This window comes from Streptomyces sp. NPDC028298, assembly GCF_055565895.1.
This window is the reverse complement of record NZ_JBVHTL010000003.1, coordinates 564110-590871: the sequence shown is the minus strand read 5'-3', so window position 1 is coordinate 590871 and position 26762 is coordinate 564110. Positions and strand designations below refer to the sequence as shown.

The following is a 26762-nucleotide window of genomic DNA, read 5'->3' as shown; positions in this document are numbered from 1 at the left end:
CCCGGAAAGGACCCCATGTCATGTTCACCTATGTCGCCCGTCGTATCGGGCTCGGTGTCGTCACCGTCCTGGTGGCGTCCGCCCTGAGCTTCCTCCTGGTGCACGCCTCCGGCGGCAGCCCAGGAGCCATCACCGCCGGGGAGGGGGCGACCAGGGCCCAGATCGCGGCGGAGAACGCCCGGCTCGGCTGGGACCGCCCGCTCGTCGCCCAGTACGCGAGCTGGCTCGGACACGCGGTCCGCAGCGACCTCGGGGTCTCGCTGATCGACGGTCACGACATCTGGCCGGACCTGATGCAGCGCGTACCGGTCACCGCTTCGACGGCGGTCCTCGCGACCCTGTTCAGTGCGGTCCTGGGAATCCTGGCCGGAGTCGTGGCGGCGGTGCGCCGGGGCAGAATCGATCGCCTGATCACCGTGACCAGCGGAATCATGCTCTCCCTGCCGCAGTTCTGGCTCGGCATCCTGCTGGTGTACGTGCTCTCGGTGAAGGCCCATCTGCTGCCCGCCACCGGCTACGTCGGGTTCACGGCCTCGCCGGCGCAGTACGTCCGGAGCCTGGTTCTCCCGGTGCTCGCGCTGGGGCTGACCGGAGCGGCGATCATCGCCCGCACGACCAGGGCCGGCATGGCCGACGCACTGCAGCAGGAGCACATCCGCACCCTGCGGGCCCTCGGCACGCCGGTCTGGCGGATCCGCTACCTGCACGCCCTCCGCTTCGCCGGTGCGCCGGTGGTGTCGGTGATCGGCATCCAGTTCATCGCCCTCTTCGGCGGCTCGGTCATCATCGAGCAGCTCTTCGCGCTGCCCGGTCTCGGCCAGGCCGCCCAGGGCGCGATCAACACCCACGACTTCCCCGCCGTCCAGGGCGTCGTCGTCATCGCCACCGTGGTCGTGGTCCTCACCAATCTGGTCCTCGACCTCGTCCTCGCCGCCCTCGACCCGAAGGTTCGTGCCGCGTGAACGCCTTCACCGAAACCGTCCAGGTGCCCGCGGCGTCCGAACCGGCGTCCGGCCGGCGCCGACTGCCGGCCCCCCTGCGCCGCCCCGTCACCGTGCTCGCGAGCGCGTGGCTGGCCGCGATCGTGATCGCCTCGGCGACCGCGCGCTGGTGGGTGCCGTTCCCCGTCGGCGCGCAAGACCCCGCCCACGCCCTGACGGGTCCTTCCGGCAGGCACTGGCTCGGCACCGACGAACTGGGCCGCGACATCTTCTCCCGGATCGTCACCGGTGGCTGGATCTCGATCGGCCCGGCGCTGCTGGCCGTGGCGGTCGCCTTCTGTGTCGGCGTGCCGATGGCGTTGCTCGCGGCCGAGCACGATCGCAGGATCGAGGGGACCTTCAGCCGCGTCGCCGAGTTGCTCCTGGCACTGCCGACCACCGTGATCCTGCTCGCCTTCGTCGGCGCGGTGGGGGTCCATGTCTGGGCCATCATGGCCGTGCTCGGCCTTCTGCTCGCGGCGCCGGTGTACCGGATCCTGCTCGCCCTCGCCCAGTCGCTGCGCACCCGCCTCTACGTCGACGCGGCGAAGGTGAACGGCGTCGGCTCCCTCCTGGTGAACGTGCGTCACGTGCTGCCCGGCATGGCGACCACGATCGCCGTCCAGGCGGCGCAGCTCTTCGCGCTCGGCATCCTGATCGAGGCCGGCCTGGCCTTCATGGGCTACGGACCGGCCATACCGGCGCCGAGCTGGGGCGGTCTCATCGGCGACGCTCAGCAGCACATCTACGACGACGCCTGGATGATGGTTCCCACCGGCGTCGTGCTCGCACTGACCGTGGTCGCGGCCAACCAGATCGCCGACGCCCTGGCCGGTGAGCGGAAGCGGACCGCCCCCGCCCACCGCCCTGTGCGACGAACGGGTCGGTCCGTGGCAGCGGCCTCGGCCGCGGACGAGGCATCTCCTCGGACCGACGGAGCCCTGCTCGAGGTGCGCGATCTGCACGTCAAGGTCGTGGAGGGCACGGAACTGGTCACCGGTGTCTCGGTGGCGGTCCGGCCCGGCACCGTGCTCGGCCTGGTCGGCGAGTCCGGGTGCGGCAAGACGATGACCGCGCGGTCGCTGATCGGACTGCTGCCCGACGGCGTCGAGGTCGGCGCCGGCTCCATCCTCTTCGAGGGCCGGGATCTGGTCGGGCTCTCCGACAAGCAGTACGAGGCCGTCCGCGGGCGGGACATCGCGCTCATCTCACAGGAGCCGATGGTCGCGCTCGACCCGATGTTCTCCATCGGCCATCAACTCACCCGGCCCATCCGCCGCTTGCGCCAGGTCGGCCGCGACGAGGCCCGCCGCGTCGCACTGGACCTGCTCGCCCAGGTCGGCATCGTCGACCCCGAGCGCGTCCTGCGCAGCCACCCTCACACGCTGTCGGGCGGCATGGCCCAGCGCGTCTGCATCGCCCTCGCGCTCACCGGCTCGCCGAAGCTCCTGATCGCCGACGAGCCGACCACCGCCCTGGACGTGACCGTGCAGGCGGAGATACTCAGCCTGCTGCGCTCGCTCGTGCGCAGCACCGGCCTGTCGGTCGTTCTGGTCAGTCACGACCTCGGTGTGGTGGCCGACCTGTGCGACGACGTCGCCGTCATGTACGCCGGTCAAGTGGTCGAGTCCGGGACCGTGACCGCGGTCCTGGACCGGGCCGCGCATCCCTACACGAGCGCGTTGCTGAGCGCGAACCCCCACATCCCGCGGGGCGAGGCGGTCCCGGACCGGCTGCCCTCGATCCGCGGCACGGTGCCGGCGCCGAAGGACTGGCCCGCCGGCTGCCGGTTCGCGAGCCGGTGTCCCCTGGTCACCCCCGCGTGTCACGAGCCGATCGCGGCGGCGCCGGCGCACGGCGCGGGTACCGCGCGCTGCATCCATCCGCTGACCCTGGCGCCGAGCACGGCCACGCCGAACGAATCCGGAGTCGTCCGATGAACCAGTCAGCCCTCCGCGTGCGGGATCTCGTCGTCCACTACGGACGTCGTCGCGGGACGCCCCCCGCCGTCGACGGGGTCAGCTTCGACATCGCGCCGGGCGAGACCCTCGGTCTCGTCGGTGAGTCCGGCTCCGGCAAGTCGACCATCGGCAAGGCGATCCTGGGACTCCAGGCGGCGAGTTCCGGGTCGATCACGCTGAACGGGACGGACATCACCACGGCCTCGCTGCGACAGCGGCGGGTCAGCGCGATCGACCTGCGGGTGGTCTTCCAGGACCCCTACTCCTCGCTCAACCCGGCCCAGAGCATCGGCCGGACCCTGGTCGAGCCGCTCCGGGTGCTGCGTGTCCCGAAGCCGGAGCAGTGGCAGCGGGCCCGGGAGGCGCTCGAGGCGGTCGGTCTGCCGGGCGACGCGATCGACCGCTCTCCGTCGCAGCTCTCCGGCGGTCAGCGTCAGCGCGTGGCGATCGCCCGTGCCCTGGTCTGCGACCCGAAGGTGATCGTGCTCGACGAGCCGGTCAGCGCGCTCGATCTCTCGACCCAGGCGCAGGTGCTGAACCTGCTGGCCGATCTGCGTGACCGACGGCAACTGGCCCTGCTCTTCATCGCGCACGACTTGGGTGTCGTCCGGTTCCTCTCCCAGCGGGTCGTCGTGCTCTACCGCGGCCAGGTGATGGAGCAGGGAGATGTCGAGTCGGTGACGCAGGACCCGCGCCACCCCTACACCGTCGCGCTGACCGCGGCGGCTCCCGTGCCCCATCCGGCCGAGCAGGCGCACCGCCGCGCCGCGCGCGAAGCGCTGGGCATCGGCGCGGCCGGGACGGCGGCGGCCGCACCGACGGACTGTCCGTTCGTGCACCGGTGCCCGCTCGCGGGGGACCTCTGCCACACCGAACGGCCGCCTCTCACCGGCACCGGTGACACCTCCGCGGCCTGCCATCGCCTCGACGAGGTCGCCGCGCTCCGTGCCACCCACTGACCCTCGCACCCCTTACGGAGATCCCATGCACCAGTTCCCCACCGGCTTCCTCTGGGGAGTGGCCAGTGCCGGCCACCAGACCGAGGGCGACAACGTCTCCAGTGACTGCTGGTTCGCCGAGAACGTGACACCGACCGTCTTCAAGGAGCGGTCGGGCAAGGCGTGCGACGGCTGGGAACGCTGGCGCGAGGATGTCGACCTGGCCGCCGCCCTGAACCTCAACGCCTACCGCTTCTCCGTCGAATGGGCGCGCGTCGAACCCGTCGAAGGCGAGTTCTCCGCCGCCGCGCTGGCCCACTACGAGGCGATCGTCGACCACTGCGTCGCGCGGGGTCTGGCACCGGTCGTCACGTTCCACCACTTCGTCGCCCCGCACTGGTTCGCCGCGCGCGGCGGATGGCTCGACGCCGAAGCCCCGGAGCGGTTCGCGCGCTTCTGCGATCGGATCATGACGGCCTTCGGTGACCGGATCGCGGTGGCGGTGACGATGAACGAACCCAACCTTCCGCCGATGCTCGCCTGGGCCGGGCTGCCCGACTTCGTCCGGGACCTGGAGCGCTCGACACTGGAGGCCTGCACCCGGGCGGCCGGCGTCGAGCGCTACCGGCTCACCAACATCACGCTCGCCGAGGAGGCCGGCGCCCTGCTCGCGGGCCAGGCGGCCGGGCACCGTGCGGCTCGCGCGGCGATCAAGGCGCGTCGCGCGGATCTTCCCGTCGGCCTGTCGATCGCGATCGTCGACGACCTCGTCCACGGCCCGGATCCCGCCCTGCGGGACCGCAAGCGCGCCGAGGTTTATCAGCCCTGGCTCGAGCTCGCTCGCGAGGACGACTTCATCGGCGTCCAGAACTACGAGCGGCATTACTACGATGCGAAGCGTGCGGTGAACCCCGACGGCACACCCGCCGAGGGCGGGGTGATGAACCGCACCGACCCGGCGTCGCTCGGGAGCTGCGCGGAATACGCCCACGCGGTGAGCGGCGTGCCGGTCCTGGTCACCGAGCACGGCATGCAGGCGGACGACGACTCGAAGCGCGCCGGTTTCATCGAGCCGTCGCTGGCAGGTCTCCAGCAGGCGATGGACCGCGGCGTCCCCGTGCTCGGCTACTTCCACTGGACGCTCATGGACAACTTCGAGTGGATCTTCGGCTTCGGGCCCAAGTTCGGGCTGCACAGCGTCGACCCCGTCACCTTCGAGCGCACACCGAAACCGAGCGCGGGCCGCTACGGCGACCTGGTCGCGGAGCTGCGCCGTGGATGAGGTGTCCGCCGTCCGCTTCGAACATCGCGACGATCCGCTCGGCATCGGGGAAGACCGCCCGCGGCTCTCCTGGCAGGTCGCGAGTCGGCAGCGGGGACGCCGACAGGCCGCCTACGAACTGACCGTCGGCGACGAGTTCTTCCACGTGGATTCGGCCGACTCCGTGCTGGTGCCGTGGCCCGCGAGGCCGCTGGCGTCCCGCGAGGCGCGCGAGGTCCGGGTCCGTGTCGTCGGCACCGACGGCGAGGTCTCCGACTGGAGCGACGCGGTCAGCGTGGAACGCGGTCTCGACGCCGCCGACTGGACGGCCACGCTCATCGAGCCGGCCGGGGACGAGCGAGGGCCGGCATCGCTCCTGCGACGCTCCTTCGTCACCGACGGCGAGATCGCCCGCGCCCGCCTCTACATCACGGCGCACGGGCTCTACGTGGCCGAACTCAACGGCGAGCGGGTCGGCGACGACGCCCTCGCCCCGGGGTGGACCAGCTACCACCATCGGTTGCGCTACCAGACCTACGACGTCACCGGGCAGGTGCGCGCCGGTGAGAACGCGATCGGGGTGCAGGTCGCCGACGGCTGGTGGCGAGGCCGGGTCGGGTTCGTGCCCGAGTGGCGCGACACCTACGGCAGTTCACTGGGGCTGCTCGCCCAACTCGAGATCGACTACGCCGACGGCCGGCGTCGGATCATCCCCACCGACGAGAGCTGGCGCTCCTCCACCGGGCCGATCCGGTCCGCGGATCTCTACGAGGGCGAGACCTACGACGCCACGATGGCGCGCCCCGGCTGGTCGTCCCCCGGATTCGACGACGTCGAGTGGGACGGTGTGCACCGCGCCGAACGCGACCCCGCCACCCTGGTGGCTCCCTCGGGGCCGCCCGTCCGGGCCGTCGAGGAGCGCGTGCCGGTCGACACGATCACCACTCCGTCCGGCCGTACGGTCCTCGACTTCGGCCAGAACCTGGTGGGTCGACTCCGCATCCGGGTGCGCGGCCGTCGCGGCGCGACCGTCACCCTGCGCCATGCCGAGGTCCTCGAGAGCGGCGAACTCGGAGTGCGACCGCTGCGCACGGCCACGGCCACGGACCGGTACGTGCTCGCCGGGGACGTCGGCGGCGAGAGCTGGGAGCCCTCCTTCACCTTTCACGGCTTTCGCTACGCCGAGGTGAGCGGTGACCACGACGCACTGGAGGCGACGGCGGTCGTCTACCACTCCGACATGCGCCGGACCGGCTGGTTCGAGTGCTCCGACCCCTTGCTCAACCGTCTGCACGAGAACGTCGTGTGGGGGATGCGCGGCAACTTCGTCGACGTCCCCACCGACTGTCCGCAACGTGACGAGCGCCTGGGCTGGACCGGCGACACGCAGGTCTTCGCGCCCACCGCCGCCTACCTCTTCGACTGCGCCGGCCTGCTCACCTCCTGGCTGGCCGATCTCGCCGCGGACCAGACGCCGGAGGGCGTCGTCCCGCTGTTCGTGCCGCGGATCGACTTCCCGGGCCCGTTCGCGGAACCGGCCGCGACGGCCGGCTGGAGCGACGCCGCGGTGATCGTCCCCTGGGTGCTCCACCAGCGGTTCGGCGATGCGGGGCTGCTCCGTCACCAGTACCCGAGCATGCGGGCCTGGGTCGACGGCCTGACCGCGTCGCTGGGGCCGGCCGGCCTGTTCGACAAGCCGGCGTTGCAGCTCGGCGACTGGCTCGACCCGGCGGCACCTCCGGACGCGCCCTGGCAGGCCGAGACCGACGCGCACCTGGTGGCCACCGCCTACCGCGCGCACGTCGCCGGCCTGCTGTCACGGATCGCGGCGGTGATCGGCGAGGAAGCGGACGCGGCCAAGTACGGCGAACTCGCCAACGGGGTCCGGCAGGCGTTCCACGACGAGTACGTGACCCAGGGCGGCCGGATCGCCGGCTCCGGGCAGACCGGCTATGCCCTGGCACTCGAGTTCGCCCTGCTGCCCGACGCCGGACAACGCGCGCGGGCGGCGCGGCAACTGGTCCGGCTGGTGCGGGAGAAGGGCCACAAGGTGGCCACGGGCTTCCTCGGTACCCCGCTGATCTGCGACGCCCTCACCTCCGCGGGAGCGATCGACGACGCGTACCAGATGCTGCTCCAGACCGAGTGCCCCTCCTGGCTGTATCCGGTGACGATGGGGGCCACCACGATCTGGGAACGCTGGGACTCCATGCTCCCCGACGGTTCGGTCAACCCCGGGGAGATGACGTCGTTCAACCACTACGCCCTGGGCGCGGTGGCCGACTGGATGCATCGCGTGGTCGCCGGGCTCGCGCCCGACGCGCCGGGCTACCGGTCCCTGCGGATCGAGCCCCGCCCCGGGGGACGGATCGCGTGGGCACGCACGGCGCACCGCACCCCCTACGGCTTGGCCGAGGTGGCGTGGGAGCGAGCCGAGGGTGAGCTCCGCGTCGACGTCACCGTGCCGACCGGGTCGGTGGCGATGGTCGTCCTGCCGGGCCTCGAACCCCAGGAGATCGAATGCGGCAGGCACCACTTCGTGGTCCCGCACCCGGGCCCGTCGTCCGACCGCGAATGGCACCCGTCCCCGCCGTTCCCGCTCGACGAACTGGCCACTGAAGGAGACCACTGACGGACGGACCAGGTCACGGGTTCGGCTGCCATCACGGTGGCAGTCGTCCCGGCGACACGGGCGCCGCGATGGGCGGCTTCGGACTCCGCCTCCTCCGTCGCAGGGCGAGCAGCGGACGGACTCCTGGCACCGGCAGGGGATGGATGACGACCCGGCACGGCTCGGGCCGGCGTTCCGAACGGCCTCGCCAGTAGGGGTGTTGGGGAGTGGCCCTGCCGGCTTGCCGCGCGGGGTGGTGTCATCGCTGGCTGGGCCGGGCGGTTGAATACCCAGATGAACGATTCTCTGTGGAGTCGACACTCGGTTGCGGACGAGAGGGAAGCAGACCGCCTGACAGCCGCCGGTCGCAACGTGCGGGCCCTCGCGATGATGCGCTCATCATGATCCGAGTTCCCACCTGCGTACTCAGCAGCTTTCAGGCACCTCAGGTCTCCCACGGCCACGACCCCGATCTGTTCGTGCAGATCGGTTCGTTGACCAAGGCGCTCACCGCGACCGTCCTGACCGCCTTGGCCGACGACGGCGTCCTGAGCCTCGACGACCCGCTGGAGCTGTTCCTGCCGACGCCGAGCGGCACCGGAATCACCCTGCGCCAACTCGCCGAGCACACCTCGGGCCTTCCGCGCCTGCCTCCCGGCGTCGGCGGGCGCGATCCCTACGTGGCGTTCGACGCCGGAGCACTGGACTCGGTCGTACGGAACCTCGACACCCTGGTCGCCGCTCCCGCGGGGACGGTCGAGGAGTATTCCAACCTCGGATACGCGCTCCTGGGCGCGGCTCTGGTCGCGGCCACCAGCACCCCGTACGAGGAACTGCTGCACCGCCACCTCCTCGACCCCCTCGGCATCGCCGATGTCGCCACCGATCCGCCGTCCGGCAGACGACTGTGCCGCACGGGGCTGTTCGGCCGACCTCGCCGGGACTGGACCATGGACGGCGCGATTCTCCCCGCCGGCGGCCTGTGGGCCACTCCCCGGGCCGCCGCCCGTCTCCTCACCGACCTGCTGGTCGACCGCAAACTGGGTGAACCGGCACCGGCCTGGCAGAAGGCGGGAAGCCTTCTGTGGCACAACGGCGCGACAGGCAGCGCGTCCGTCTTCGCGGGAGCCTCACCGCAGGGCTGGATCCTCGTCCACCGCCTGTCCGCCCGAAGCACCGTGACGGACAAAATGGCCCTGGCCACGCTCAGACGTTTCATCGGGCCCCGAGCTTGACGCCGGGGCGAGCAAGGCGACCTCAGTGTTCGTGCTCTGCTCCGCTGAAGTCCAACTGCTGCGGCGGGACTTCGACCAGGTGAACTCGTCACGTATAGAGCACTATCCGGACGCGGCGGCCTTCTACAAAGCGGAGGTCGACTACCTCGTCAACCGCTGCCCCAGCCACATGGACGCCTGGTACATGCGGCTTGAAACCCCAGCCGACTTCAGCGCTTCGTCCGCGGCCTTCTCGGACTACTTCCAGGCGGTACTCGACTGGGCGCACAACGGCGGCTCTGTACGACGCCTGTTCTGCCTAGGCTCGTCCAGAGGGTATGCCGGCTGGACGGCACGGCACCGAGAACAGACCCGCCACCTGCGCAGTTACAGCATCCGGGAGGTGACGTGGCCCATCAAGGCCGACCTCATGAGCATGGCCATCATGGACACGAGCGCGGTGTTCCTCCAGTCAGGTGGCGGAGTGGAAAGTGCCTTTCCGGCCTGGAAGTCCGGGGTCGGAAAGGCACCTTCACGCTTTCGTATCGGCAACGGCCGCGCTCGCACGCGACAGTGCGGCTATGGCCGCTGCTTCAGCCGGTCGACGACGGCCCACTCCACCACGTGTGACAGTTGGATGTACGTCTTGTCGCCGGACGCCGAGGTCCGTTCGTCGCGGAAGCCCAGGAATGCATAGGACTTCGGGTCGAAGATGAGGTACTTGCCCTTCGCGAAGGGACTCTTGGGGCAGGAAATCCCCACACCGGTGCGCCCGGCGGAATCCTTCACTCCGGGAATCGCCTCGACACCGGGCACGAGGGCCAGTGCCTTGTACGCGGCGGGACGCAGTCCCTGGGGCAGGACCGGCCACTTCAGTAGCTCACCGAGCATGAAGTAGGCGTCGAACCAGTCCTGTTCGGTGAAGTCGCTCGTCGACCTGTCGGAACGTCCGCTGCCGGCGATGGCCGGAATGAGTTTCTCCGGGTCGGTGGGCAGCTTCTTCAGCTTGCTCCATTCCCGAGGCGGCCACACGCTCTCGCCGTTCTTCAAGGGCTCCTCCCAGATCACGCGGCCGAGTTCCATGGTCAAGGAGCGCTTGGAACCGTCCACCGAGTCCCAGTTGACGTCCACGTAGGTCTTGACAGCGCCCGTCCCGCGTTCCGTCTCCTTGATGATCCGCTTCGAGTAGATGAACTGGTCGTCGCGCGGAGCGACAGGCCTCTCGTCCCTGCCCGTCTGCGCCGCCGCCCCGTTCAGCACGATCACGGCATTGACGTTCTCCATCCTCGGGCTCGCTGTGCCCGAGGCGCGGCCGGTCCGGCCGGAGCGGTCGGCGTCGTCCGCGCCGCGTTCGGTGATCACCACCGCTGTTCCCGTGACCGCCACCGCGACCACCGCGGCTGTCGCGAGGCGGAGCGCGTGCCGTCGGCTGGGGGCCGGACCGGGGTGCTGCTGCGCACGCGCGATCGTGTTGAGCAGTTGGTGGCGGGCCTTCGCCCGGACCGGGTCGGCGAGCGGGACGGTGTCCGCGTCCCAGTCCCGCAGGAGTTCGAGTTCGTCAGTCATGGCCGGGTACCTCTCGCAGTGTCGTCGGATCGGATCCGCCCAACGCGTCGCGCACCTTGTTGCGGGCCCGGTGCAGTCGTGATCTGACCGTGCCGATGGGGACGCCGAGGGCCTGGGCCACCTCCTCGTAGCCGAGACCGCCCCACGCCACCAGCAGCAGCACGTCCCGGTGCCGTGCGGGCAGCGAGGCCAGTGCCTCCGCCAGTTCGCGGCCCACGGCTTGTGCCCCCACCCGGGCCGCGGCACGGTCGGCCAGTGGCTCCTCGTGATCGGCCGGAGCCGGGACCCGGGCCATGGCTTTGAAGCGACGACCCTCGGCACGCCGGTGCCGGGCGACCAGATTGGTCGCTATGCCGAACAGCCAGGGGCGGGCGCCGTCGCCCGTGGCGCGCGAAGGGTCGTACCGGTGCCGTTGCTGGAAGGCGGTGGTGAAGGTCTCCGCCACGAGGTCGTCGGCGGGCTCGCCGCCGAGCCTGCGGGCCAGGTAGCGATGGACGTCATCCGCGTACCGGTCGAAAAGTGCGGCGAATGCTTCGGGCTCATCCCGGGACCGTGCAATCACCGAGGCATCGCTCTCCGCCCCCGTGCGGACGCCTGGTTCGACGGTCATCGGGGCTCCTCTCGTCTTGGGGAACGTGCTTCGAAGGGTTGGGCTTTCATCCCTCCTTCACCGCTCGCCCCCGGCGAGTTCCCTCGAGCCCCTCGGGTATCGAAAACGGGCCTCCCGGGCCGCCGGGATCCGACCGTCAGGCCTGGGCCGGCGCGCTGCCGCCGGGTGCGTCCTCGGGACGTGGGGCACGAGGCCGCCGGTGGACTCGCCTCAGCGCCGCGAGCCCGGCGGCGGTTCCTGCTGCGAGCGGAACAAGGGGCCAGTACACGGTGGTGTTCCCGAAAGCCGCACACCCGATGAGCGCGAAGCTCGCCGTCATCGCGACGAGGAACCCGAACACCCAGGGTGCGCCTCGTTCCTTCCGCTCCAGCCGTGCCCGGCCGTCGCGGCCGGCCAGGTTCGCGGCCGCGGCCAGGGCGAGGGCGATCAGATGGCCCGCGATCAGCGGGTAGAGCATGAACAGCGCCATGTCCCACCCTCCGGGGTGCCAGCCGCGCCACACGTCACGCCCGTCGATCTCCACGACCCGCCCGTGCCACAGGCCCGCCTGGACCCGCTGCCCCTCCCGGAGGTCGTTCACGGAATCGTCCGGGACGCCGTTCACCGTCTTGGTCCCGTCACCGATGCGCAGGCCGATCGTGTACGTGGTGCTGACGTTCCATTCGCCGCTGCCGCCGTCCTGGCCCCCGCCGTCTCTCCCACTCACCGTGTGGGACGTCAGCCCCGTGATGGTGGCCCCGGTTGTGTGCAGCGTTCCGTTCGACTGTGCGTGCGCGACGCCCGTCTCCTCGTAGGTGCGCAGGGCGAGCAGCAGGATCAGGGCGGCCATGACCAGGCGGAACGCCCAGCGCAGTACGCGCCCTCGCACGGTCCTGGTCCGCCTCGTGCCCGGCGTCGTCCGCGCCGTCGTGTCCCCGGTCCGCTCCTGTGTCATCGGGTCCCCCGCCCTCCGGTCGGGAACAGCCGAAAGCCGCCCCACCGGATCACACGCCGCCCGGCTGACCATGGTTGCGGGGGCCGGCCACCCGGCCGGGGACGCACACGGCGTCGCCCGGCCGTCACGGATCACAAGGTGTCGGCGTCCACGGGGACGTCGGGGGCGATGTGGGGGCCGAGGACCTCGCGGTAGAGGGCTACTTCGGTCAGCAGGGAGCGGCGGACGCTGTCGGCTCGGCGGAAGCCGTGGCCCTCGCCCTCGAACAGCAGGAAGCGGTGCCACACTCCGCGTTCGGCCAGATTGTCCACGATGCACGTGGCCTGGTCGGGGCGGCAGATGAAATCGTCCGCGCCCTGGAGCATCACCAGCGGCGCGGTGATGCGGTCGGCGTTCGCCGCGGGTGAGATCTTGTCGAAGAGGGCCCGGTCCTGCGGGAGGACGCCGACAAGCGTGTCCACGTAACGGGACTCGAAGTCGTGGGTCTGCTCGGCCCGCCAGCGTGCCGGGTCGCTGATCGGGTAGAGGACCGTGCCCGCGCAGAAGACGTCGGTGTGGACCAGGCACGCCAGGGTCGTCCAGCCGCCGGCCGAACCGCCGCGCACGGCCGTACGGGCCGGATCCGCCAGCCCCTCGGCGGCCAGGGCGCGGGCGACGGTGACGCAGTCGTCGACGTCCACCACTCCCCACTGGCCGCGCAGCCGGTCGCGGTAGGCCCTGCCGTAGCCGGTGGAGCCGCCGTAGTCGACGTCCGCGACGGTGAAGCCGCGACTGGTGAAGAAGGAGTACTCCAGGTCGGCGGTGACACCGGTGGAATTCGTCGGACCGCCGTGGACCTGCACCAGCAGGGGCGGCAGTTCGCCCTCGGGTCCGGTCGCGGTGGGGTGGGTGGGCCGGTGCAGCACGAAGTGGACGGGTCGGCCCTGCGCGTCGTGGACGGTACGGCGTTCGGGCCGGGGCTGCCAAGGGGCCAGCGGGTCCTCGGACTTGGGCCGGGTACGCCGGGCCGGGCCGGAACCCGGGGCCAGCGGCACCGACAGCAGGGCGGAGCCGAGGGCCGGGTCGGCGGCGCGGACCAGGATCCGTTCGCCGTCCGACCAGAGGTCGCCCTGGAAGCTGCTCCAGCCGTCGGCGAGTTCGGTCAGTTCGCCGCTCTCGGGCGCCCAACGGGACAGCCGCTGCGGGCCGTTGCCGTGCGGCAGCACCACTCCGTACGGCGTCACGGCGAACCAGCTCGCGCCGACGCGCCAGACGGGGCCCGCGCAATCCTCCTGGAGGGGAAGGACGTTGGTGTTGGTGATCGCGGTGGGTGTCGGCCGGTCGGGGTCCAGGTCGACGCGGTGGAGGTTCCACCAGCCGTCCGGGTCCGCCATGGCGTAGAGAGTGTCGGGACCCGCCCACGCGGCCTGGGACACGGAGACCTCGGTGCCGTCGTGGCTGCCGCCGAGCAGCCAGACGGGCTCACCCGCGACGCCGTCGTGCAGCTCGGCGACCATCAACTCCGAGCTGTCCCAGGGCATATGGGGGTGGTCCCAGCCGATCCAGGCGAGTCGCCCGCCGTCCGGGGAGATCCGGTGTCCGCAGAGGAAGTGGTGGGAGCGAGCCACCACGCGCAGCGCGCCGGGGTCGTCGGCGGCGGCACCGGACAGCGGTACGGCGACGATCTCGCGCACGGTACGGAGTGCCGGGTCGGCGTCGTGCGGTCCGGTGGCGGCGCGGGTGGTCTCCCGCACGCACCACACCTCGGTCCCGTCCGGGCCGGCCACCGGGTCGGCCCAGCAGGTCTCCCGGTCGGACGGGTCGGCCGGGGTGAGCGGCACGGGCACGGGGAACGTCTTGTCGTCGGCGGCTCCGAGGCGGGGCACCTCGGCTCGGTACAGGCGCTGGTCGCGGTGGTCGGTGAAGACCAGCAGGTGGCTGCCCGTGGCCGGGTCCGCCGCGCGTACCCAGTACGGCTTGCCGCCGTATCCGAGGGAGCGGTTGCGCACGGAGACGCCGGGGGCGAGCACCGGGACCGGCTCCTCGTGGCCGGGGGCGTTGCGCAGCAGCCGTACGGTCGCGGTGGCCGGGTCGTTGGCGCACCACCAGTTCTCCTCGCCGGCCCCCGAGGGCCACGAGGTGGATCCGGAGGCGGCGGCGACCGCTTCGGCGGTGATCGGGGACGGCCAAGTGCCGTAGGACAGGTGGGGCGCGGTGGACATGGGTGACTCCGAGTACGGGAGGGGGAGTTGGGGGGAAGTGGCGCGGGCGGTCCACCGCCTGGGCTGGGGTGGATTGCCGAGCATTGCCATGGGCTGCGGTGGACTGCCGTTGGGTTGCTGAGGGCGGGGCTGTGGGTGGGTGCGGTCACCGGCCCCTGGGGAAAGCCCCATGGAGGACGGTCTCGTAGGAGGTGGTCCCGGTGCCCGTTGCGCCGACCCGGCATTGCCCGCCGTAAGCCGCGCACACATGCCGCATGAGCGAAACGTGTGCCCGGATCCAGCCGGAGACGCGCCCGGAGTCAAGCGAACCGGAGCCCCGCCGAAGGCGCGCTCGGGACCAGGGGAACCGGTGCCCCGCCGAGGTCACCCGGCGGTCAGTCGCACCGGCTCGCCGTGCCCGTCGCGGCGGCGCAGGTCCTCCGGGGTCTCCCGGCGGACCATGAGACGGGCGCTGCCGTCGCGTACGGCGACGACGGCGGGCCGGGGCTGGGCGTTGTAGTTGCTGGCCATGGCGTGGTGGTAGGCCCCGGTGGCGGGGACCGCGAGGAGGTCGCCGGCGGCGATGTCCTCCGGCAGGGCGATGTCGGGCACGACCACGTCCCCGCTCTCGCAGTGGCGGCCCACGACCACGGCGTGCACCGGATCGCCCTCGGCGGGACGGTTGGCGGTCCACGCGGTGTAACGGGCGAGGTAGAGGGAGGGGCGCAGGGCGTCGCTCATGCCGCCGTCGACGGCGACGAACCGACGGCGCAGCCCGTCCTTGACGGCGCCTACGCGGTAGAGCGTCACCCCGGCGGTACCGATCATCGACCGGCCGGGCTCGACGGCGAGCCGTACCGCCGAGCCGGGCAGGACCCGTTCCAGACCGGCGCGCAGGGCGGCCGTGAACGCGGCCGGGTCCAGGCGGGGTTGGCCCGGCAGGTAGGGGATGCCCGCGCCGCCGCCGAGGTCGATCTCGTCCACGGTGATGCCGTGGCGCTCGGCGAGCGCTGCGACGAAGGCGCCGACCCGCTCGGCGGCGAGGGTCAGTCCCTCGGTCGCGGTGATCTGTGAGCCGATGTGGGAGTGGACGCCGGCCAGCCGCAGCGAGGGGTGTGCCGCGACGGCCAGCACGGCCCGCTCGGCGTGGCCGCCGCGCACCGGGAAGCCGAACTTGACGTCGTCGCCGCCGGTGGCCATGTAGTCGTGGGTCTCGGCGGCGACGCCGGGGGCGATCCGGACGTAGACGTCCTGGACCCGGCCGGCCGTCGCGGCGGCGCGTGCGAGCCGGTCGATCTCCTCCAGGCAGTCGACGACCACCACACCGACGCCGTGGGCGACGGCGGCCTCCAGTTCGGGCACGGACTTGTTGTTGCCGTGGAAGACGATCCGGGCGGCGTCGAAGCCGGTGTCCACGGCGAGCCGGAGTTCGCCGCCGCTGCACACGTCGAGGTGCAGCCCCTCGGAGTCGACCCAGCGGACCATCTCGGCGCACAGGAACGCCTTGGAGGCGTAGTGCACCCGGTCCGCGCCGGACTCGCGCCACAGCCGGGCCCGGTGGCGGAAGTCGGCCTCGTCCACCACGTACAGCGCGGTGCCGCAGGCGTCGGCCAGGTCGTCCAGGGCGACGCCGCCCACGTGCAGCCGGCCCTCGACGGTGCGGGCGGTCAGCGGCCACACCTCGGGGGCCGTCTCGGGTGAGGCGGCCTCGGCCAGTCCGTCGGGCAGCGGGGTCCCCGCCCGGGGTGCGGGCAGGGAGGGAGCGGTGGACACGGGGCTACTCCTCGGTGAGGACGACCAGCATCAGCAGGTCGTCGCTGGGGTCGGTGAAGTGGTGTTCGTCGGTGGCGGCGAAGTGGCAACTGTCGGCGCGGCGCAGGAGCCGTACGACACCGCCCACCGAGACCCGGCAGGAGCCGGCCAGGACGAGCGCGAACTCCTCGCCGGGGTGGGCTGTCGGGTGGTCGTGGTCGCCGAGGTCGGCGTGCAGCAGCCGGGCGCCGATTCGGCTGGCGCCGGGGGCCGTGAGGTCCCAGATGCCGTGGTGCCCGTCGGCCTGGGCGAGCAGCGGTGCCGGGGCGAAGCGCGGCGGGAAGGCCGGGGCGGCCGCGGCGGCGACCGGTGTGGTGCCGCCGAGGAGTTCGGCGGGGGTGGCGCCGAGGGCGTCGGCGATCTGGGCGAGGGTCCGGACCGTGGGGTTGGCGGCGCCGGACTCCATCTGCGAGACGTAGGCCGGTGAGACGCCGGCCCGGGTCGCCACCGCGCTCAGTGTGAGCCCGGCGGCCCGGCGGACGCGGGCGACGGAGGCGGCGAGCACGTCTCCGGTGTCCGCCCGTTCGGGCGACGCACCCCGCTCCGCGTCGGCGCTGTCGGGCGGCACGCCCTGACGGGCCTCCGCGGAGACCGACGACGCACCCCGACCCGTATCCGCACGGTCGGACTGCCCTCCCCGGCCCGCGTCCGCGGAGGCGGTCCCTCCCGCCCCGCTCCCCGATTCGTCGTCGGGCTGTACGGAATCGTCGGCGGCGCGACGCGAGTTCTGCCGCGAGGAGGGCGGATCGGCCGAAGAGTTTTCCGCGCCGGTGGCTCTTGACGAGGTCATGCGGCGACAGTAAGACTCACGCATCGCTTAGATCAAGCAATCTGACACCGCCGTTTAACTGTCAGCAGAGATGCAGTTCAGCACCCGGTTTCCCGGGTGTGGGCTGCCCTGAGTGGGAGGGGTGAGCAGTGACCGGTCCTCTGGCGCCTACGCCGACCCTCGAACTGCTGCGTGCCGCGGCCGAGCTCTGCGGTCCCGCCGCGCAGCGCCTGTTCGAGGTGCTGGCGGAGGACTACCCGGCCTCGCTGGAGCGCCGCCCCGGTCAACTGCTGCGGGCGGCCGACGCCAGCGCCGCGGACCTCGACGGACTGCTGGCGGCGGCGGGAGTCGCCTCCACCGACGACCTGCGTCAACTGGCGGCCCGGGAGAGCGGCCTGCGCCTTGCCGAGCCGGATCTGCGGTTCACCAGCCGCGATCCGGAGTCCGAGCCGCGCGAGCGGTCGGCGCTGCGCCGGATGATCACCGCGGAGGAGGGCAACCTCCGTCGCACGCTGGCCGATCTCCAGGCCAACGGCGCCCTGGAGTTGGCGGCCGCGGCCCTGTTGCGGGCGCGGCGGCGGTGGGTGCTCGGCGACCTGAAGTCGGCCGGGTACGCGTCTCTGCTGACCAGCGACCTCACCAGCAGCATGCGGGACGTGTTCCTCGTACCGCCTGCGACGGGCGCGGCCGTCAACGCGATCAGCGACGCGCACACGGAGGACGTCCTGGTCGTGTTCAGCTTCCGCAACTACAGCGGGCTGACGGTGGACGTGGCCCGGGAGTTCCACGCGCTGGGTGCCTCGGTGATCGCGTTGACCGACAGTTACACCAGTCCGGTGTGTTCCTTCGCCACACACGTCCTGGCGGTGGACACCCGCAGCGAGTCGCCGCACCACTCGCCGACGGCGGTGGCGGCGGCGGCCCATGTGCTGGCGGCGCTGGCCGCCGCGGGCGCCAAGGGGGCGGCCCGGCGCAACCGGCGCCGGGCGGAGCTCTTCCGCTCCCTGGGCAGCTACGGCCTGGGCCGGACACCGTCCGTCACGGCCGCCGAGGAAGCGGAGGGCGCGCCGGATCTCCAGGGACCCGCCGCACACCTTCCCGCCGCTGACCTTCCCGGCACCGGACTTCCCCCCGCGGACCTTCCCGGCACCGGACTGCCCGCCGCAGACCTTCCCGCCACCGGTCTTCCAGGCACCGGACTGCCCGGCACCCCCGCCACGAACCCGTCCGGCTTACCCACCGCTCCCGAGGACGAGCCCCCGCCCGCGCGGTGACCGCCCTCCTCCCTCCCTCGTCCCGCCTGTTCCCCGTTTCCGCGAGTCCGTCTCGCTGAGCCATCGACGGCAGAGGCCCCGTCCTCGCGCCCTGCCGCCGGGAAAGCAAGTGGTACCTCTTCATGAACGACCCCACCCTCTACCAGGACGGCGGCGCTCTCTCCCCCGCCGAGGACTCCGCACTGATCTCCGAAGTCACCGAGCTGTGCGCCCGGTTGATCCGTTTCGACACCAGCAATTACGGCGGTGGCGACTCCCGAGGTGAGCGGGAGGCGGCCGAGTGGACCGCCGGACTGCTCGCCGAGTCCGGCTACGAGCCGGTCGTGCTGGAATCGGCGCCCGGCCGGGCCAGCACCGTGGTCCGCATCCCCGGCGAGGACCGCGAGGCCCCGGCCCTGCTGGTCCACGGCCACCTTGACGTGGTTCCGGCCGAGCCCGCCGACTGGAGCTTCGACCCGTTCTGCGGGGAGATACGCGACGGCGCGATCCTCGGTCGCGGTGCGCTGGACATGAAGGACATGGACGCGATGATGCTCGCGGCCGCCCGGTCCTGGGCGCGGCGCGGGGTGAGGCCGGCACGCGACATCGTGATGGCGTTCGTCGCGGACGAGGAGGACACCGGCGAGCTGGGGGCGGGCTTCCTCGTCGACCGGCACGCGGACCTCTTCGAGGGCGTCACCACCGCGATCGGCGAGTCCGGCGGCTACTCGGTCCATCTGCCGGACGCCTCCCGACTCTACCCGATCGCCGTCGGCGAGCGCGGCAGCGCCTGGATGGACCTCACGGCACGCGGAGCGGCGGGCCACGGCTCCCGGCCCAACACGGACAACGCCGTCGCCACCCTGGCGGCCACCCTCGCCGCGCTGGCCGCGCACCGCTGGCCGGTGCGGATCGTGCCTCCGGTGGCCGCGCTCCTGGAGGGGCTCTCCGCCCGTCTGGGCGTGACGGTCGACCCCGCGGACCCCGCGTCCCTCGCGCAGTTGGGCGAGGCGGCCAAACTGATCGAGGCCACCGTCGCCAACACGCTCAACCCGACCATGATGAAGGCGGGTTACAAGCACAACGTCATTCCGAGCGAGGCGACGGCCGGCGTGGACGGCCGGATCCTGCCGGGCGCGGAGGAGGACTTCTTCGCGACGGTGGACGCCCTGCTCGGCGAGAAGGTCTCGCGGTCCTTCCACAGTTTCGCCGCGCCGGTCTCCGCCGATCACACCTCGGCCGAGTTCGAGGAGATGGCGGCGGCGCTGCGCCGCGCCGATCCCGGGGCGCTGGTGCTGCCGTTCATCATGTCGGGCGGCACCGACGCCAAGGCGTTCGCCCGACTGGGCATCCAGTGCTACGGGTTCGGTCCCGGTCTGACCCCGCCCGGCTTCGACGCGTGGCGGTATGTGCACGGCGTCGACGAGCAGGTCCTCGTCAGCAGTCTGGAGTTCGGCGTACGGGTGCTGGAGGACTTCCTGCGCACCGGCACCGGCACCGGGCCCCGGAAGGCGGAGTCATGACCGCCCCGTACCCCGGCTGACCCCGCACGGGCCCGCCACGGAGCCGCGGAGCTCCGTACCGGACCCGCTCCGCACCGGACCCACCCCGCACCGGCCCCTCCCCCGTCCACACCAGAGCCCGTCCCCACCAGAGCCCCACCGTCCCCCTCCCCCTCCCCCGTCCCAGCGTGCACCCGCATATACATGCATGCACCAATGCATAAACCAATGCACGTACCAATGCATAGACCAATAGGTGCAACGTGCATTTATCGTCGCGCCGTGCGACCCACCCCGGGTCGCCGGTGCAGCGGCCGCCCCGTCCCGTCTCCCGTCCCTTCGCGGCCCCGTGCCGCCGCCACCTCAGGAGAAGTCCACGATGACCACGTCCGCCCCTGTGCACAGAATCGGCCGCAAGGCCGCCGCGCTGGCCACGTCACTGCTGCTCGGTACCGGCGCGGGCCTCGCCTTCGCCCCGGCCGCCACGGCCGACGACGGCGGCAGCACCCTCCGCATGCCGATCACCGGCATCGGCATCGACTCCCTGAACCCGTTCCTGGCCTACTTCGCGGGCAGCCTGGACGTGTTCGCCGGCATCTACCCGGCGCTGGACACGGTGGAGCAGGACGGCACCGTCAAGCCGTACCTGGCGGACTCCTGGACGACCTCCGGCGACAAGCTCACCTGGACCTTCAAGATCCACAAGGGCCTGAAGTGGAGCGACGGCAAGCCGATCACGGCCGAGGACGCCGCCTGGACGTTCAACCTGATCATGAAGAACTCCACGGCGGCCACCGCCAACGGCTCGCTGGTGAGCAACTTCGCGTCGGTCACCGCGCCGGACGACACCACTCTGATCGTGAAGACCAAGAAGCCGCAGGCCACCATGCTGTCGGTCAGCATCCCGGTGTCGGGCATCCCGATCGTGCCGAAGCACATCTGGGAATCCCACGTGAAGGACCTGAAGAGCTACAAGAACGACAGCTTCCCGATCGTCGGCTACGGCCCGTGGACGCTGACGGACTACAAGCCGGAGCAGTACGCCAAGTTCGACGCGAACAAGGACTTCGTACTCGGCGCGCCCAAGTACGGCCACATGATCGAGCAGTCCTTCAAGAACACGGACGCCGCGGTGGCGGCCCTGCGTTCGGGGCAGTTGGACTACGTCAGCGGTCTCAACCCCACCCAGTACCAGGCGCTCAAGGGCCAGTCCGGCATCAAGGCCTACGAGCAGGTCGGCAACCGCTGGAGCGGCATCGAGGTCAACGGCGGCGCCCGGACCCGCGACGGCAAGAAGATCGGCACCGGTCACCCGGCGCTCGGCGACGTCAAAGTGCGCGAGGCGCTGGCACGCGCCATCGACCGGGCGACCATCGTGAAGAAGGTCCGCAACGGCCTGGCGGAGGTCGGTGGCAGCTATCTGCCGCAGTCCCTGCCGCAGTACTCGTGGCAGCCCTCCGACCCGGAGAAGTTCGGCTACGACCCGGCCAAGGCCAACTCCGTGCTGGACGAGGCGGGTTACAAGAAGGGCTCGGACGGCATCCGGGTCGACCCGAAGTCGAAGCGCAAGCTGGAGTTCCGCCTGGGCATCCACTCCGACGACGACGGTGACGCCAAGGTGTCCACGTACCTCGCGGGCTGGTTCAAGGAGATCGGTGTCAAGGTCGACATCCAGTCGATGAGTTCCGCCAAGCTCAACGCCGACCTGGCCAAGGGCGACTGGGACATCCTGATGGACTCCTGGTCGACCGGTCCCGACCCGACGTACCTGCTGGGCATCCAGACCTGCTCGGCGCTGCCCGACAGCAAGGGCGAGGGCGGCAGCACCGACTCGTTCTTCTGCGACAAGAACTACGACGACCTGTTCCTGCGTCAGCAGAGCGCCTTCGACGACAAGGAGCGCGCGGATCTGCTGCGGCAGATGCAGGCCATCCTGTACAAGGCCAACGAGAACATCATGATCTACAACGCCAGTGGCCTCGCCGCGTACCGCACCGACCGGGTGAGCGGCATCGTGGACGGCAGGGCGAACTCCGCCGGCGCCTACCCCGCGCAGGACTCCTTCCACCAGTACCTGAACGCGACCCCGGCCAAGGCCTCGTCCTCCTCCTCGGGCGGCAACTCCGGCACGCTGATCGGCGCTTCGGCGGCCGCGGTGGTCGTCCTGGCCGCGGGCGGCGTGTTCATGGCCCGCCGCCGCTCCTCCTCCGACGACCGCGAGTAGACCGTGGCCGACACCATCGACGCCACCGGCGCCGTCACGGCCGAGCCCGCCGCCCCGCGCGGCGGGCCCCGGCCCGGCTCGGGATTCGCACGCTACCTGGCCACGAAGCTGGTGGCCGCGGCCGTCAGCTTCCTGGCCACCCTCGTCATCGGGTTCGTCCTGTTCAGCCTGATGCCGGCGGACCCGGTGCAGTCCATCACCCGCGGCCGGCCGACCAGCGACGCGCAGATGGCGCAGTTGCGCCACCAGCTCGGCCTGGACCAGTCGGTGCCCGAACGCTTCCTCCACTTCGCCACCGAGACCCTGACCGGTCACCTCGGGGAATCCTGGGAGTTCCAGCAGCCGGTCAGCTCCCTCATCGGCGACCGGCTGTGGCCGACCCTGCTGCTGATGGGCACGGCCACCGTCATCTCGGTGGTGCTCGGTCTCTGGCTGGGCATCAGGTCCGGCTGGCGGCACGGGAGTTGGCTGGACCGCATCGCCACCGGCGTCTCCCTGACGCTGTGGTCGGTGCCGACCTTCTGGCTGGGCATGATCCTGCTGATCACCTTCAGCGTCGGCATCGGCCCGATCCCCGGCTTCCTGCCCGCGGGCGGGATGAGCGACCCGGCGATCACCGGCGGCCTGGACCACGTCCTCGACGTGGCCGAGCACCTGGTCCTGCCCTGTCTGACCATGGTCCTGGTGATCTTCGCCCAGTACGTGGCCGTCATGCGCTCGTCGATCATCGACGAGCTGGGCAGCCCGTACCTGCTCACCGCGCGGGCCAAGGGGCTGCGTGACGACGACGTACGCCGCAGGCACGCCGTCCCCAACGCGCTGCTGCCCTCGGTCACCATGATCTTCATGCACCTGGGCACCGTGCTCGGCGGTGCCATCACCGTGGAGACCGTCTACTCCTGGCCGGGCCTCGGACAGCTCAGCTACCAGGCCCTGAAGGTGCCCGATCTGCCGCTGCTCCAGGGCACGTTCATCGTCTTCAGCGCGTCGGTGATCCTCATGAACCTCCTCGCCGACGTGATCTACCGCTTCCTCGACCCCCGGGTGCGTGCCCAGTGACCCACCACGAACCCCTCACCGAGGCCGTCTCCCCGCCCCGGGCGGGGGCCGACCCCACGCCGCCGGCCGTACCGGCCGCGCCGACGCCGCGCCGCGACGGATTCGCCGGTTTCGTACGCTCCTTCGTCCGCATCCGCTCCGGCGTGGCCGGCCTCACCATCCTGGTCGTGTTCGGCCTGCTGGCCCTGTGCGCGCCGCTGTTCATCTCGGCCGACGACCTCGACGTCATCAAGGTGGACGGCCCCTCGCTGCACTCCCCCACCGACGGGTATCCGCTCGGCACCGACCAGGAGGGTCGCTCCATCCTGCTGCTGGTCATCTGGGGGGCACGCTCCTCGCTGTCCATCGGTCTGATGGCCACGGTCCTGACGGTGGTGCTCGGCAGCGCGGTCGGCCTGGTCGCCGGTCATTACGGCGGCTGGATCGGCAAGGCGCTGATGCACCTCACCGACTGGTTCATCGCGCTGCCCAGCCTGCCGCTGGCCATCTCGCTGTCGGCGGTGATCGGCCAGGGCACCGCGTCCATCACCATCGCCATCGCGGTGACCAGTTGGTCCTCCACGGCGCGGCTGGCACGGGCGCAGACCCTCGCGGTGGAGGCCAAGCCGTTCATCGAGCGGGCCAGAGCGCTGGGCGCGGGCGGGCCGCAGGTGATGCTGCGGCACGTCCTGCCGAACGTCACCCCGCTGATCCTCGTCTCCTCCACCCTGACGGTGGCCTCGGCGATCCTGTCCGAGGCGACCCTGACCTTCCTCGGTCTGGGCGACCCGACGGGCATCTCCTGGGGCGCGATGCTCAACTCGGCGCTCAGCGGCGGCGCCGTCACCTCCGGCGCCTGGTGGTACCTGTACCCGCCGGGCATCGCCATCCTGATCGTCGTCCTCGGCTTCACCCTGACCGGCCGCGCCGTGGAGACCCTTCTCAACCCGAGGTCGGTGAAGACACGTTGAACGCGATGCTGGAGGTCAGGGACCTCAAGGTCACGTATCGCAGTGGCGGGCGCACGGTGCCCGCCGTGCGCGGGGTGGACCTCACCCTGGACGCCGGACAGACGCTCGGGCTGGCCGGCGAGTCCGGCTCGGGCAAGTCCACCCTGGCGATGAGCCTGCTGCGGCTGCTGCCGGCCGCCGCCGAGGTCACCGGCCAGGTCCTGTACCAGGGCGAGGACCTGCTCACGGCGAACTGGAGCCGGATGCGCGCGGTGCGCTGGGCGGAGGCCTCGGTGGTCTTCCAGGGCGCGATGACCGCCCTCAACCCGGTGCACACCATCGGCGACCAGCTCGTCGAACCGATCCTGCTGCACGGCCGCAGGGCCGGCGAGGAGGGCGGCCGGATCACCGACAAGCAGGCCCGCGCCCGCGCGGCCGAACTGCTGGAGTCGGTGGGCGTCCCGGCCCGGCGTATGCGCAGCTATCCGCACGAGTTCTCCGGCGGGCAGCGCCAGCGCGTCATGATCGCGATGGCGCTCGCCTGCCGCCCGAACCTGATCATCGCGGACGAGCCGACGACGGCCCTGGACGTGATGGTGCAGGCCCAGATCCTGGACCTACTGTCGGACCTCGTACGCGACGAGGGCATCGGCGTCATCATGATCAGCCACGACCTGTCCGTCCTCGGCCAGATGTGCGACCGGCTGGCGGTGATGTACGCCGGCGAACTGGTCGAGTCCGGCCCGTCCCGGCAGCTCCTGGACGACCCGTTGCACCCCTACACCCGGGCGCTGTCCCGCGCCTTCCCCACCATCGGCGACCCGGCCTCCCGCAGGGCGCCGGCCGGCCTGCCCGGCGACCCTCCCGACCCGGCCGCGCTCGGCCCCGGCTGCCCGTTCGCGGCGCGCTGCCCGGACGTCCACGCGGTCTGCCACGGCACCCCCGTGGAGCTGTGGCCGGCCGGTCCCGGACGGCAGTCGGCGTGCCTGCGGGTGCTGCCCGGTTTCCCGAACCTCGCCACGGCCCCGCCCGTGCCCGAACCGTCAGCGGAAGGAGCCCGCTCATGACCGTCACCACCACGGGCACGCTCACCGGACCCGACGCGGCCACGGCGCCGGCGCTGGAGGTCCGCGACCTGCACATCACCTACCCGCCCCGGGCGGGCCGCGGCCCCGCCCGCGCGGTGGACGGCGTCGACCTCCAGCTCGGCCGCGGCGAGATCCTCGCCCTGATCGGCGAGTCCGGCTGCGGCAAGTCCACCCTGGCCCGCGCCCTGACCGGGCTGGTCAAGCCCACGTCGGGCGAGGTGCTGAGCGACGGCGTGCCGCTGCGCTACACGAGCGCCGCGCTCAAGGCGCACCGCCGCAAGGTCCAGTTCGTCCTGCAGGACCCCGGCGGCGCCCTGAACCCGCGGCAGAACGTGTTCGACGCGGTCGCCGAGGGTCCCCGGCTGCACCGGATGAAGGACGGCCTCGAACAGCGCGTGCACACCGCCCTGTCCAAGGCCGGGCTGCGCCCACCGGAGCAGTTCCTGTCCCGCTTCCCGCACGAGATGTCCGGCGGGCAGCAGCAACGCGTGGTGATCGCGGGCGCGTTGGCGCTGGAGCCCTCGGTGATCGTGGCCGACGAACCGGTGGCCTCGCTGGACGCCTCCGTGCGCGGCGAGATCCTCAAGCTCGTCCTCGACCTGCGCCGCGACCTCGGCCTGTCCTCCCTGGTGGTCAGTCACGACCTGGGCCTGGCCTGGAACATCGCCGACCGGGTGGCGGTGATGTACCTGGGCCGGATCGTCGAGGTGGGCACCGTGGAGGAGGTCCTCCTCGCGCCGAAGCACCCGTACACCAAGGCGCTGCTGTCGGTGGTGTCCGCGGAGGGCGGCCGCGGTGAGCGGCGGCCCCAACTGCTCCAGGGCGAGCCGCCGGACCCGACCGACGTGCCCGAGGGCTGCCGGTTCCATCCGCGCTGCCCCGCGTGGGCGGGCCTCGACGCGGCGGGCCGTGCGGAGGCGGGCTGCGACCGGCGGACCCTGCCGGTCCTTCCGGCACAGGCGCCGGCGGGCGGCCGGGCCGCGTGTCACCTCGCGAGCGCCTCGTGAACGCGACGGCGACACCGAGGTGCGCGGCCGGTGCCCGGACGGCTCCGCCGCTGGTCGTACGTGACGTGGACGGCCCGCTGGAGATGGGCGACTGCGTCGCGCTGTACGAGCGGGTCATGGGTCTGCGCCCCGGCGACGGCAGCCTCAACCCGCGCCTGCTGACCGCCCTGCAGGACAACAGCGGCATGGTCGTCGGCGCCTATCTCGGCGAGGCGCTGGTGGGATTCACCTACAGCTTCCTCGCCCGCGAGCGGGGCACCGACGGGCGGGGCCCACGCCTGTACCAGTACTCGCAGCTCGCCGTGGTGGCGCACGAACGCCAGGGCCTCGGCATCGGACGGCTGCTCAAGCTCGGCCAGCGCGACCGCTGCCTGGCGGAGGGGACGACGCTGATCCGCTGGGCGTACGACCCGATGCAGACCCGCAACGCCCACTTCAACCTGGACGTGCTCGGCACGGTGGTGGACGCGTTCAAGCCCGCGATGTACGGCGCCTCCGGCTTCGGCGCCGCCACCGGCGAGTCCACCGACCGCTTCATCGTCTCCTGGCACCTGGACGCCCCGGCACGGCCCGCCGCGCCCGCTCCCGGTCCGCCGCCCGGCGGCTGGAGCGTCGGCCAGGTGTACGACGAGGGCGACGACCGGATCGTGGTCCTGCCCGACGACTGGCACCGGCTGCGCGCCGAGGCCGGCCCCGAGCACGCCGCCCGGCTGCGCGGCCGCCTCACGCCCACCTTCACCCGGCTGCTCGCCGACCGCACGGCCGTCTCCTGCGTACGGCTGCCGGGCGGGCTCGCCGCGTACCGCTTCATCCCCCGTGCCGCCGCACCCGGCACGGCCCCTCGCCCCTGACCGGGGCCCCGCA

Annotated in this window: 20 protein-coding genes; 14 read left to right on the top strand and 6 right to left on the bottom strand. The window is 71.9% G+C overall.

Annotated elements, in window-relative coordinates:
* Positions 1–20: 20 nt before the first annotated feature.
* The 6 genes from ACZ4TO_RS17745 (at position 21) to ACZ4TO_RS17720 (ending at position 8986) form a co-directional block, all read left to right on the top strand.
* Positions 21–962 (top strand): ABC transporter permease, encoded by a 942-nt coding sequence (locus ACZ4TO_RS17745; protein ID WP_382786090.1) that lies wholly within the window; start codon positions 21–23, stop codon positions 960–962.
* The gene (locus ACZ4TO_RS17740; protein WP_468024653.1) at positions 959–2920 is read left to right on the top strand and encodes a dipeptide/oligopeptide/nickel ABC transporter permease/ATP-binding protein; all 1962 of its coding nucleotides are present in this window, start codon (positions 959–961) and stop codon (positions 2918–2920) included. The genes ACZ4TO_RS17745 and ACZ4TO_RS17740 overlap by 4 nt, the downstream gene beginning before the upstream one ends.
* A complete protein-coding gene (locus ACZ4TO_RS17735; RefSeq protein ID WP_468024652.1) occupies positions 2917–3900 on the top strand; it encodes an ABC transporter ATP-binding protein in 984 nt (327 codons plus the stop codon). Before ACZ4TO_RS17740 ends, ACZ4TO_RS17735 begins: the two co-directional genes overlap by 4 nt.
* Positions 3901–3925: 25 nt before the next feature.
* The gene (locus tag ACZ4TO_RS17730) at positions 3926–5161 is read left to right on the top strand and encodes a family 1 glycosylhydrolase (protein WP_468024651.1); all 1236 of its coding nucleotides are present in this window, start codon (positions 3926–3928) and stop codon (positions 5159–5161) included.
* On the top strand, positions 5154–7772 hold the full coding sequence (locus ACZ4TO_RS17725) for a glycoside hydrolase family 78 protein (RefSeq protein WP_468024650.1): 2619 nt from the start codon (positions 5154–5156) through the stop codon (positions 7770–7772). Before ACZ4TO_RS17730 ends, ACZ4TO_RS17725 begins: the two co-directional genes overlap by 8 nt.
* Before the next feature lie 380 nt (positions 7773–8152).
* Complete coding sequence (locus ACZ4TO_RS17720) at positions 8153–8986, top strand: serine hydrolase domain-containing protein (RefSeq protein WP_468024649.1); 834 nt, start codon at positions 8153–8155, stop codon at positions 8984–8986.
* A gap of 558 nt (positions 8987–9544) precedes the next feature.
* Here the strand turns inward: ACZ4TO_RS17720 and ACZ4TO_RS17715 are convergent.
* From ACZ4TO_RS17715 to ACZ4TO_RS17690, 6 genes are all read right to left on the bottom strand, one after another.
* A complete protein-coding gene (locus ACZ4TO_RS17715; RefSeq protein ID WP_468024648.1) occupies positions 9545–10531 on the bottom strand; it encodes a CU044_5270 family protein in 987 nt (328 codons plus the stop codon).
* Complete coding sequence (locus ACZ4TO_RS17710; protein ID WP_382786114.1) at positions 10524–11141, bottom strand: RNA polymerase sigma factor; 618 nt, start codon at positions 11139–11141, stop codon at positions 10524–10526. The genes ACZ4TO_RS17715 and ACZ4TO_RS17710 overlap by 8 nt, the downstream gene beginning before the upstream one ends.
* Positions 11142–11277: 136 nt before the next feature.
* A complete protein-coding gene (locus ACZ4TO_RS17705) occupies positions 11278–12009 on the bottom strand; it encodes a hypothetical protein (protein ID WP_468024647.1) in 732 nt (243 codons plus the stop codon).
* A 197-nt stretch (positions 12010–12206) separates the two neighbouring features.
* Positions 12207–14276, bottom strand: a complete 2070-nt coding sequence (locus ACZ4TO_RS17700; protein WP_468024646.1) for a prolyl oligopeptidase family serine peptidase — start codon at positions 14274–14276, stop codon at positions 12207–12209.
* Between the two features lie 363 nt (positions 14277–14639).
* The gene (lysA, locus tag ACZ4TO_RS17695; protein ID WP_468024645.1) at positions 14640–16028 is read right to left on the bottom strand and encodes a diaminopimelate decarboxylase; all 1389 of its coding nucleotides are present in this window, start codon (positions 16026–16028) and stop codon (positions 14640–14642) included.
* 4 nt (positions 16029–16032) lie between these two features.
* Positions 16033–16635: a helix-turn-helix domain-containing protein gene (locus ACZ4TO_RS17690; RefSeq protein ID WP_382786125.1), complete on the bottom strand. Its 603-nt coding sequence runs from the start codon at positions 16633–16635 to the stop codon at positions 16033–16035.
* Positions 16636–16985: 350 nt separating this feature from the next.
* Between ACZ4TO_RS17690 and ACZ4TO_RS17685 the strand changes: the two genes are divergently transcribed.
* From ACZ4TO_RS17685 to ACZ4TO_RS17650, 8 genes are all read left to right on the top strand, one after another.
* The gene (locus ACZ4TO_RS17685) at positions 16986–18110 is read left to right on the top strand and encodes a MurR/RpiR family transcriptional regulator (protein WP_468024644.1); all 1125 of its coding nucleotides are present in this window, start codon (positions 16986–16988) and stop codon (positions 18108–18110) included.
* Between the two features lie 122 nt (positions 18111–18232).
* A complete protein-coding gene (locus ACZ4TO_RS17680; RefSeq protein ID WP_468024643.1) occupies positions 18233–19612 on the top strand; it encodes a M20/M25/M40 family metallo-hydrolase in 1380 nt (459 codons plus the stop codon).
* Positions 19613–19970: 358 nt separating this feature from the next.
* On the top strand, positions 19971–21815 hold the full coding sequence (locus ACZ4TO_RS17675) for an ABC transporter substrate-binding protein (protein WP_468024642.1): 1845 nt from the start codon (positions 19971–19973) through the stop codon (positions 21813–21815).
* 3 nt (positions 21816–21818) lie between these two features.
* Entirely contained in the window at positions 21819–22874 is a 1056-nt protein-coding gene (locus ACZ4TO_RS17670) for an ABC transporter permease (protein ID WP_468024641.1), read from the top strand.
* Entirely contained in the window at positions 22871–23824 is a 954-nt protein-coding gene (locus ACZ4TO_RS17665) for an ABC transporter permease (RefSeq protein WP_468024640.1), read from the top strand. The genes ACZ4TO_RS17670 and ACZ4TO_RS17665 overlap by 4 nt, the downstream gene beginning before the upstream one ends.
* Positions 23825–23829: 5 nt before the next feature.
* Complete coding sequence (locus ACZ4TO_RS17660) at positions 23830–24870, top strand: ABC transporter ATP-binding protein (protein ID WP_468024639.1); 1041 nt, start codon at positions 23830–23832, stop codon at positions 24868–24870.
* A complete protein-coding gene (locus ACZ4TO_RS17655; protein ID WP_468024638.1) occupies positions 24867–25898 on the top strand; it encodes an ABC transporter ATP-binding protein in 1032 nt (343 codons plus the stop codon). The genes ACZ4TO_RS17660 and ACZ4TO_RS17655 overlap by 4 nt, the downstream gene beginning before the upstream one ends.
* On the top strand, positions 25895–26749 hold the full coding sequence (locus tag ACZ4TO_RS17650) for a hypothetical protein (RefSeq protein WP_385043963.1): 855 nt from the start codon (positions 25895–25897) through the stop codon (positions 26747–26749). Before ACZ4TO_RS17655 ends, ACZ4TO_RS17650 begins: the two co-directional genes overlap by 4 nt.
* Positions 26750–26762: the final 13 nt, after the last annotated feature.

Coding starts and splice junctions, on each gene's coding strand:
- ACZ4TO_RS17700 (WP_468024646.1), bottom strand. CDS start 14,276: ATGTCCACCGCGCCCCACCTGTCCTACGGCACTTGGCCGTCCCCGATC.
- ACZ4TO_RS17655 (WP_468024638.1), top strand. CDS start 24,867: ATGACCGTCACCACCACGGGCACGCTCACCGGACCCGACGCGGCCACG.
- ACZ4TO_RS17735 (WP_468024652.1), top strand. CDS start 2,917: ATGAACCAGTCAGCCCTCCGCGTGCGGGATCTCGTCGTCCACTACGGA.
- ACZ4TO_RS17745 (WP_382786090.1), top strand. CDS start 21: ATGTTCACCTATGTCGCCCGTCGTATCGGGCTCGGTGTCGTCACCGTC.
- ACZ4TO_RS17675 (WP_468024642.1), top strand. CDS start 19,971: ATGACCACGTCCGCCCCTGTGCACAGAATCGGCCGCAAGGCCGCCGCG.
- ACZ4TO_RS17660 (WP_468024639.1), top strand. CDS start 23,830: ATGCTGGAGGTCAGGGACCTCAAGGTCACGTATCGCAGTGGCGGGCGC.
- ACZ4TO_RS17720 (WP_468024649.1), top strand. CDS start 8,153: ATGATCCGAGTTCCCACCTGCGTACTCAGCAGCTTTCAGGCACCTCAG.
- ACZ4TO_RS17710 (WP_382786114.1), bottom strand. CDS start 11,141: ATGACCGTCGAACCAGGCGTCCGCACGGGGGCGGAGAGCGATGCCTCG.
- ACZ4TO_RS17730 (WP_468024651.1), top strand. CDS start 3,926: ATGCACCAGTTCCCCACCGGCTTCCTCTGGGGAGTGGCCAGTGCCGGC.
- ACZ4TO_RS17715 (WP_468024648.1), bottom strand. CDS start 10,531: ATGACTGACGAACTCGAACTCCTGCGGGACTGGGACGCGGACACCGTC.
- ACZ4TO_RS17680 (WP_468024643.1), top strand. CDS start 18,233: ATGAACGACCCCACCCTCTACCAGGACGGCGGCGCTCTCTCCCCCGCC.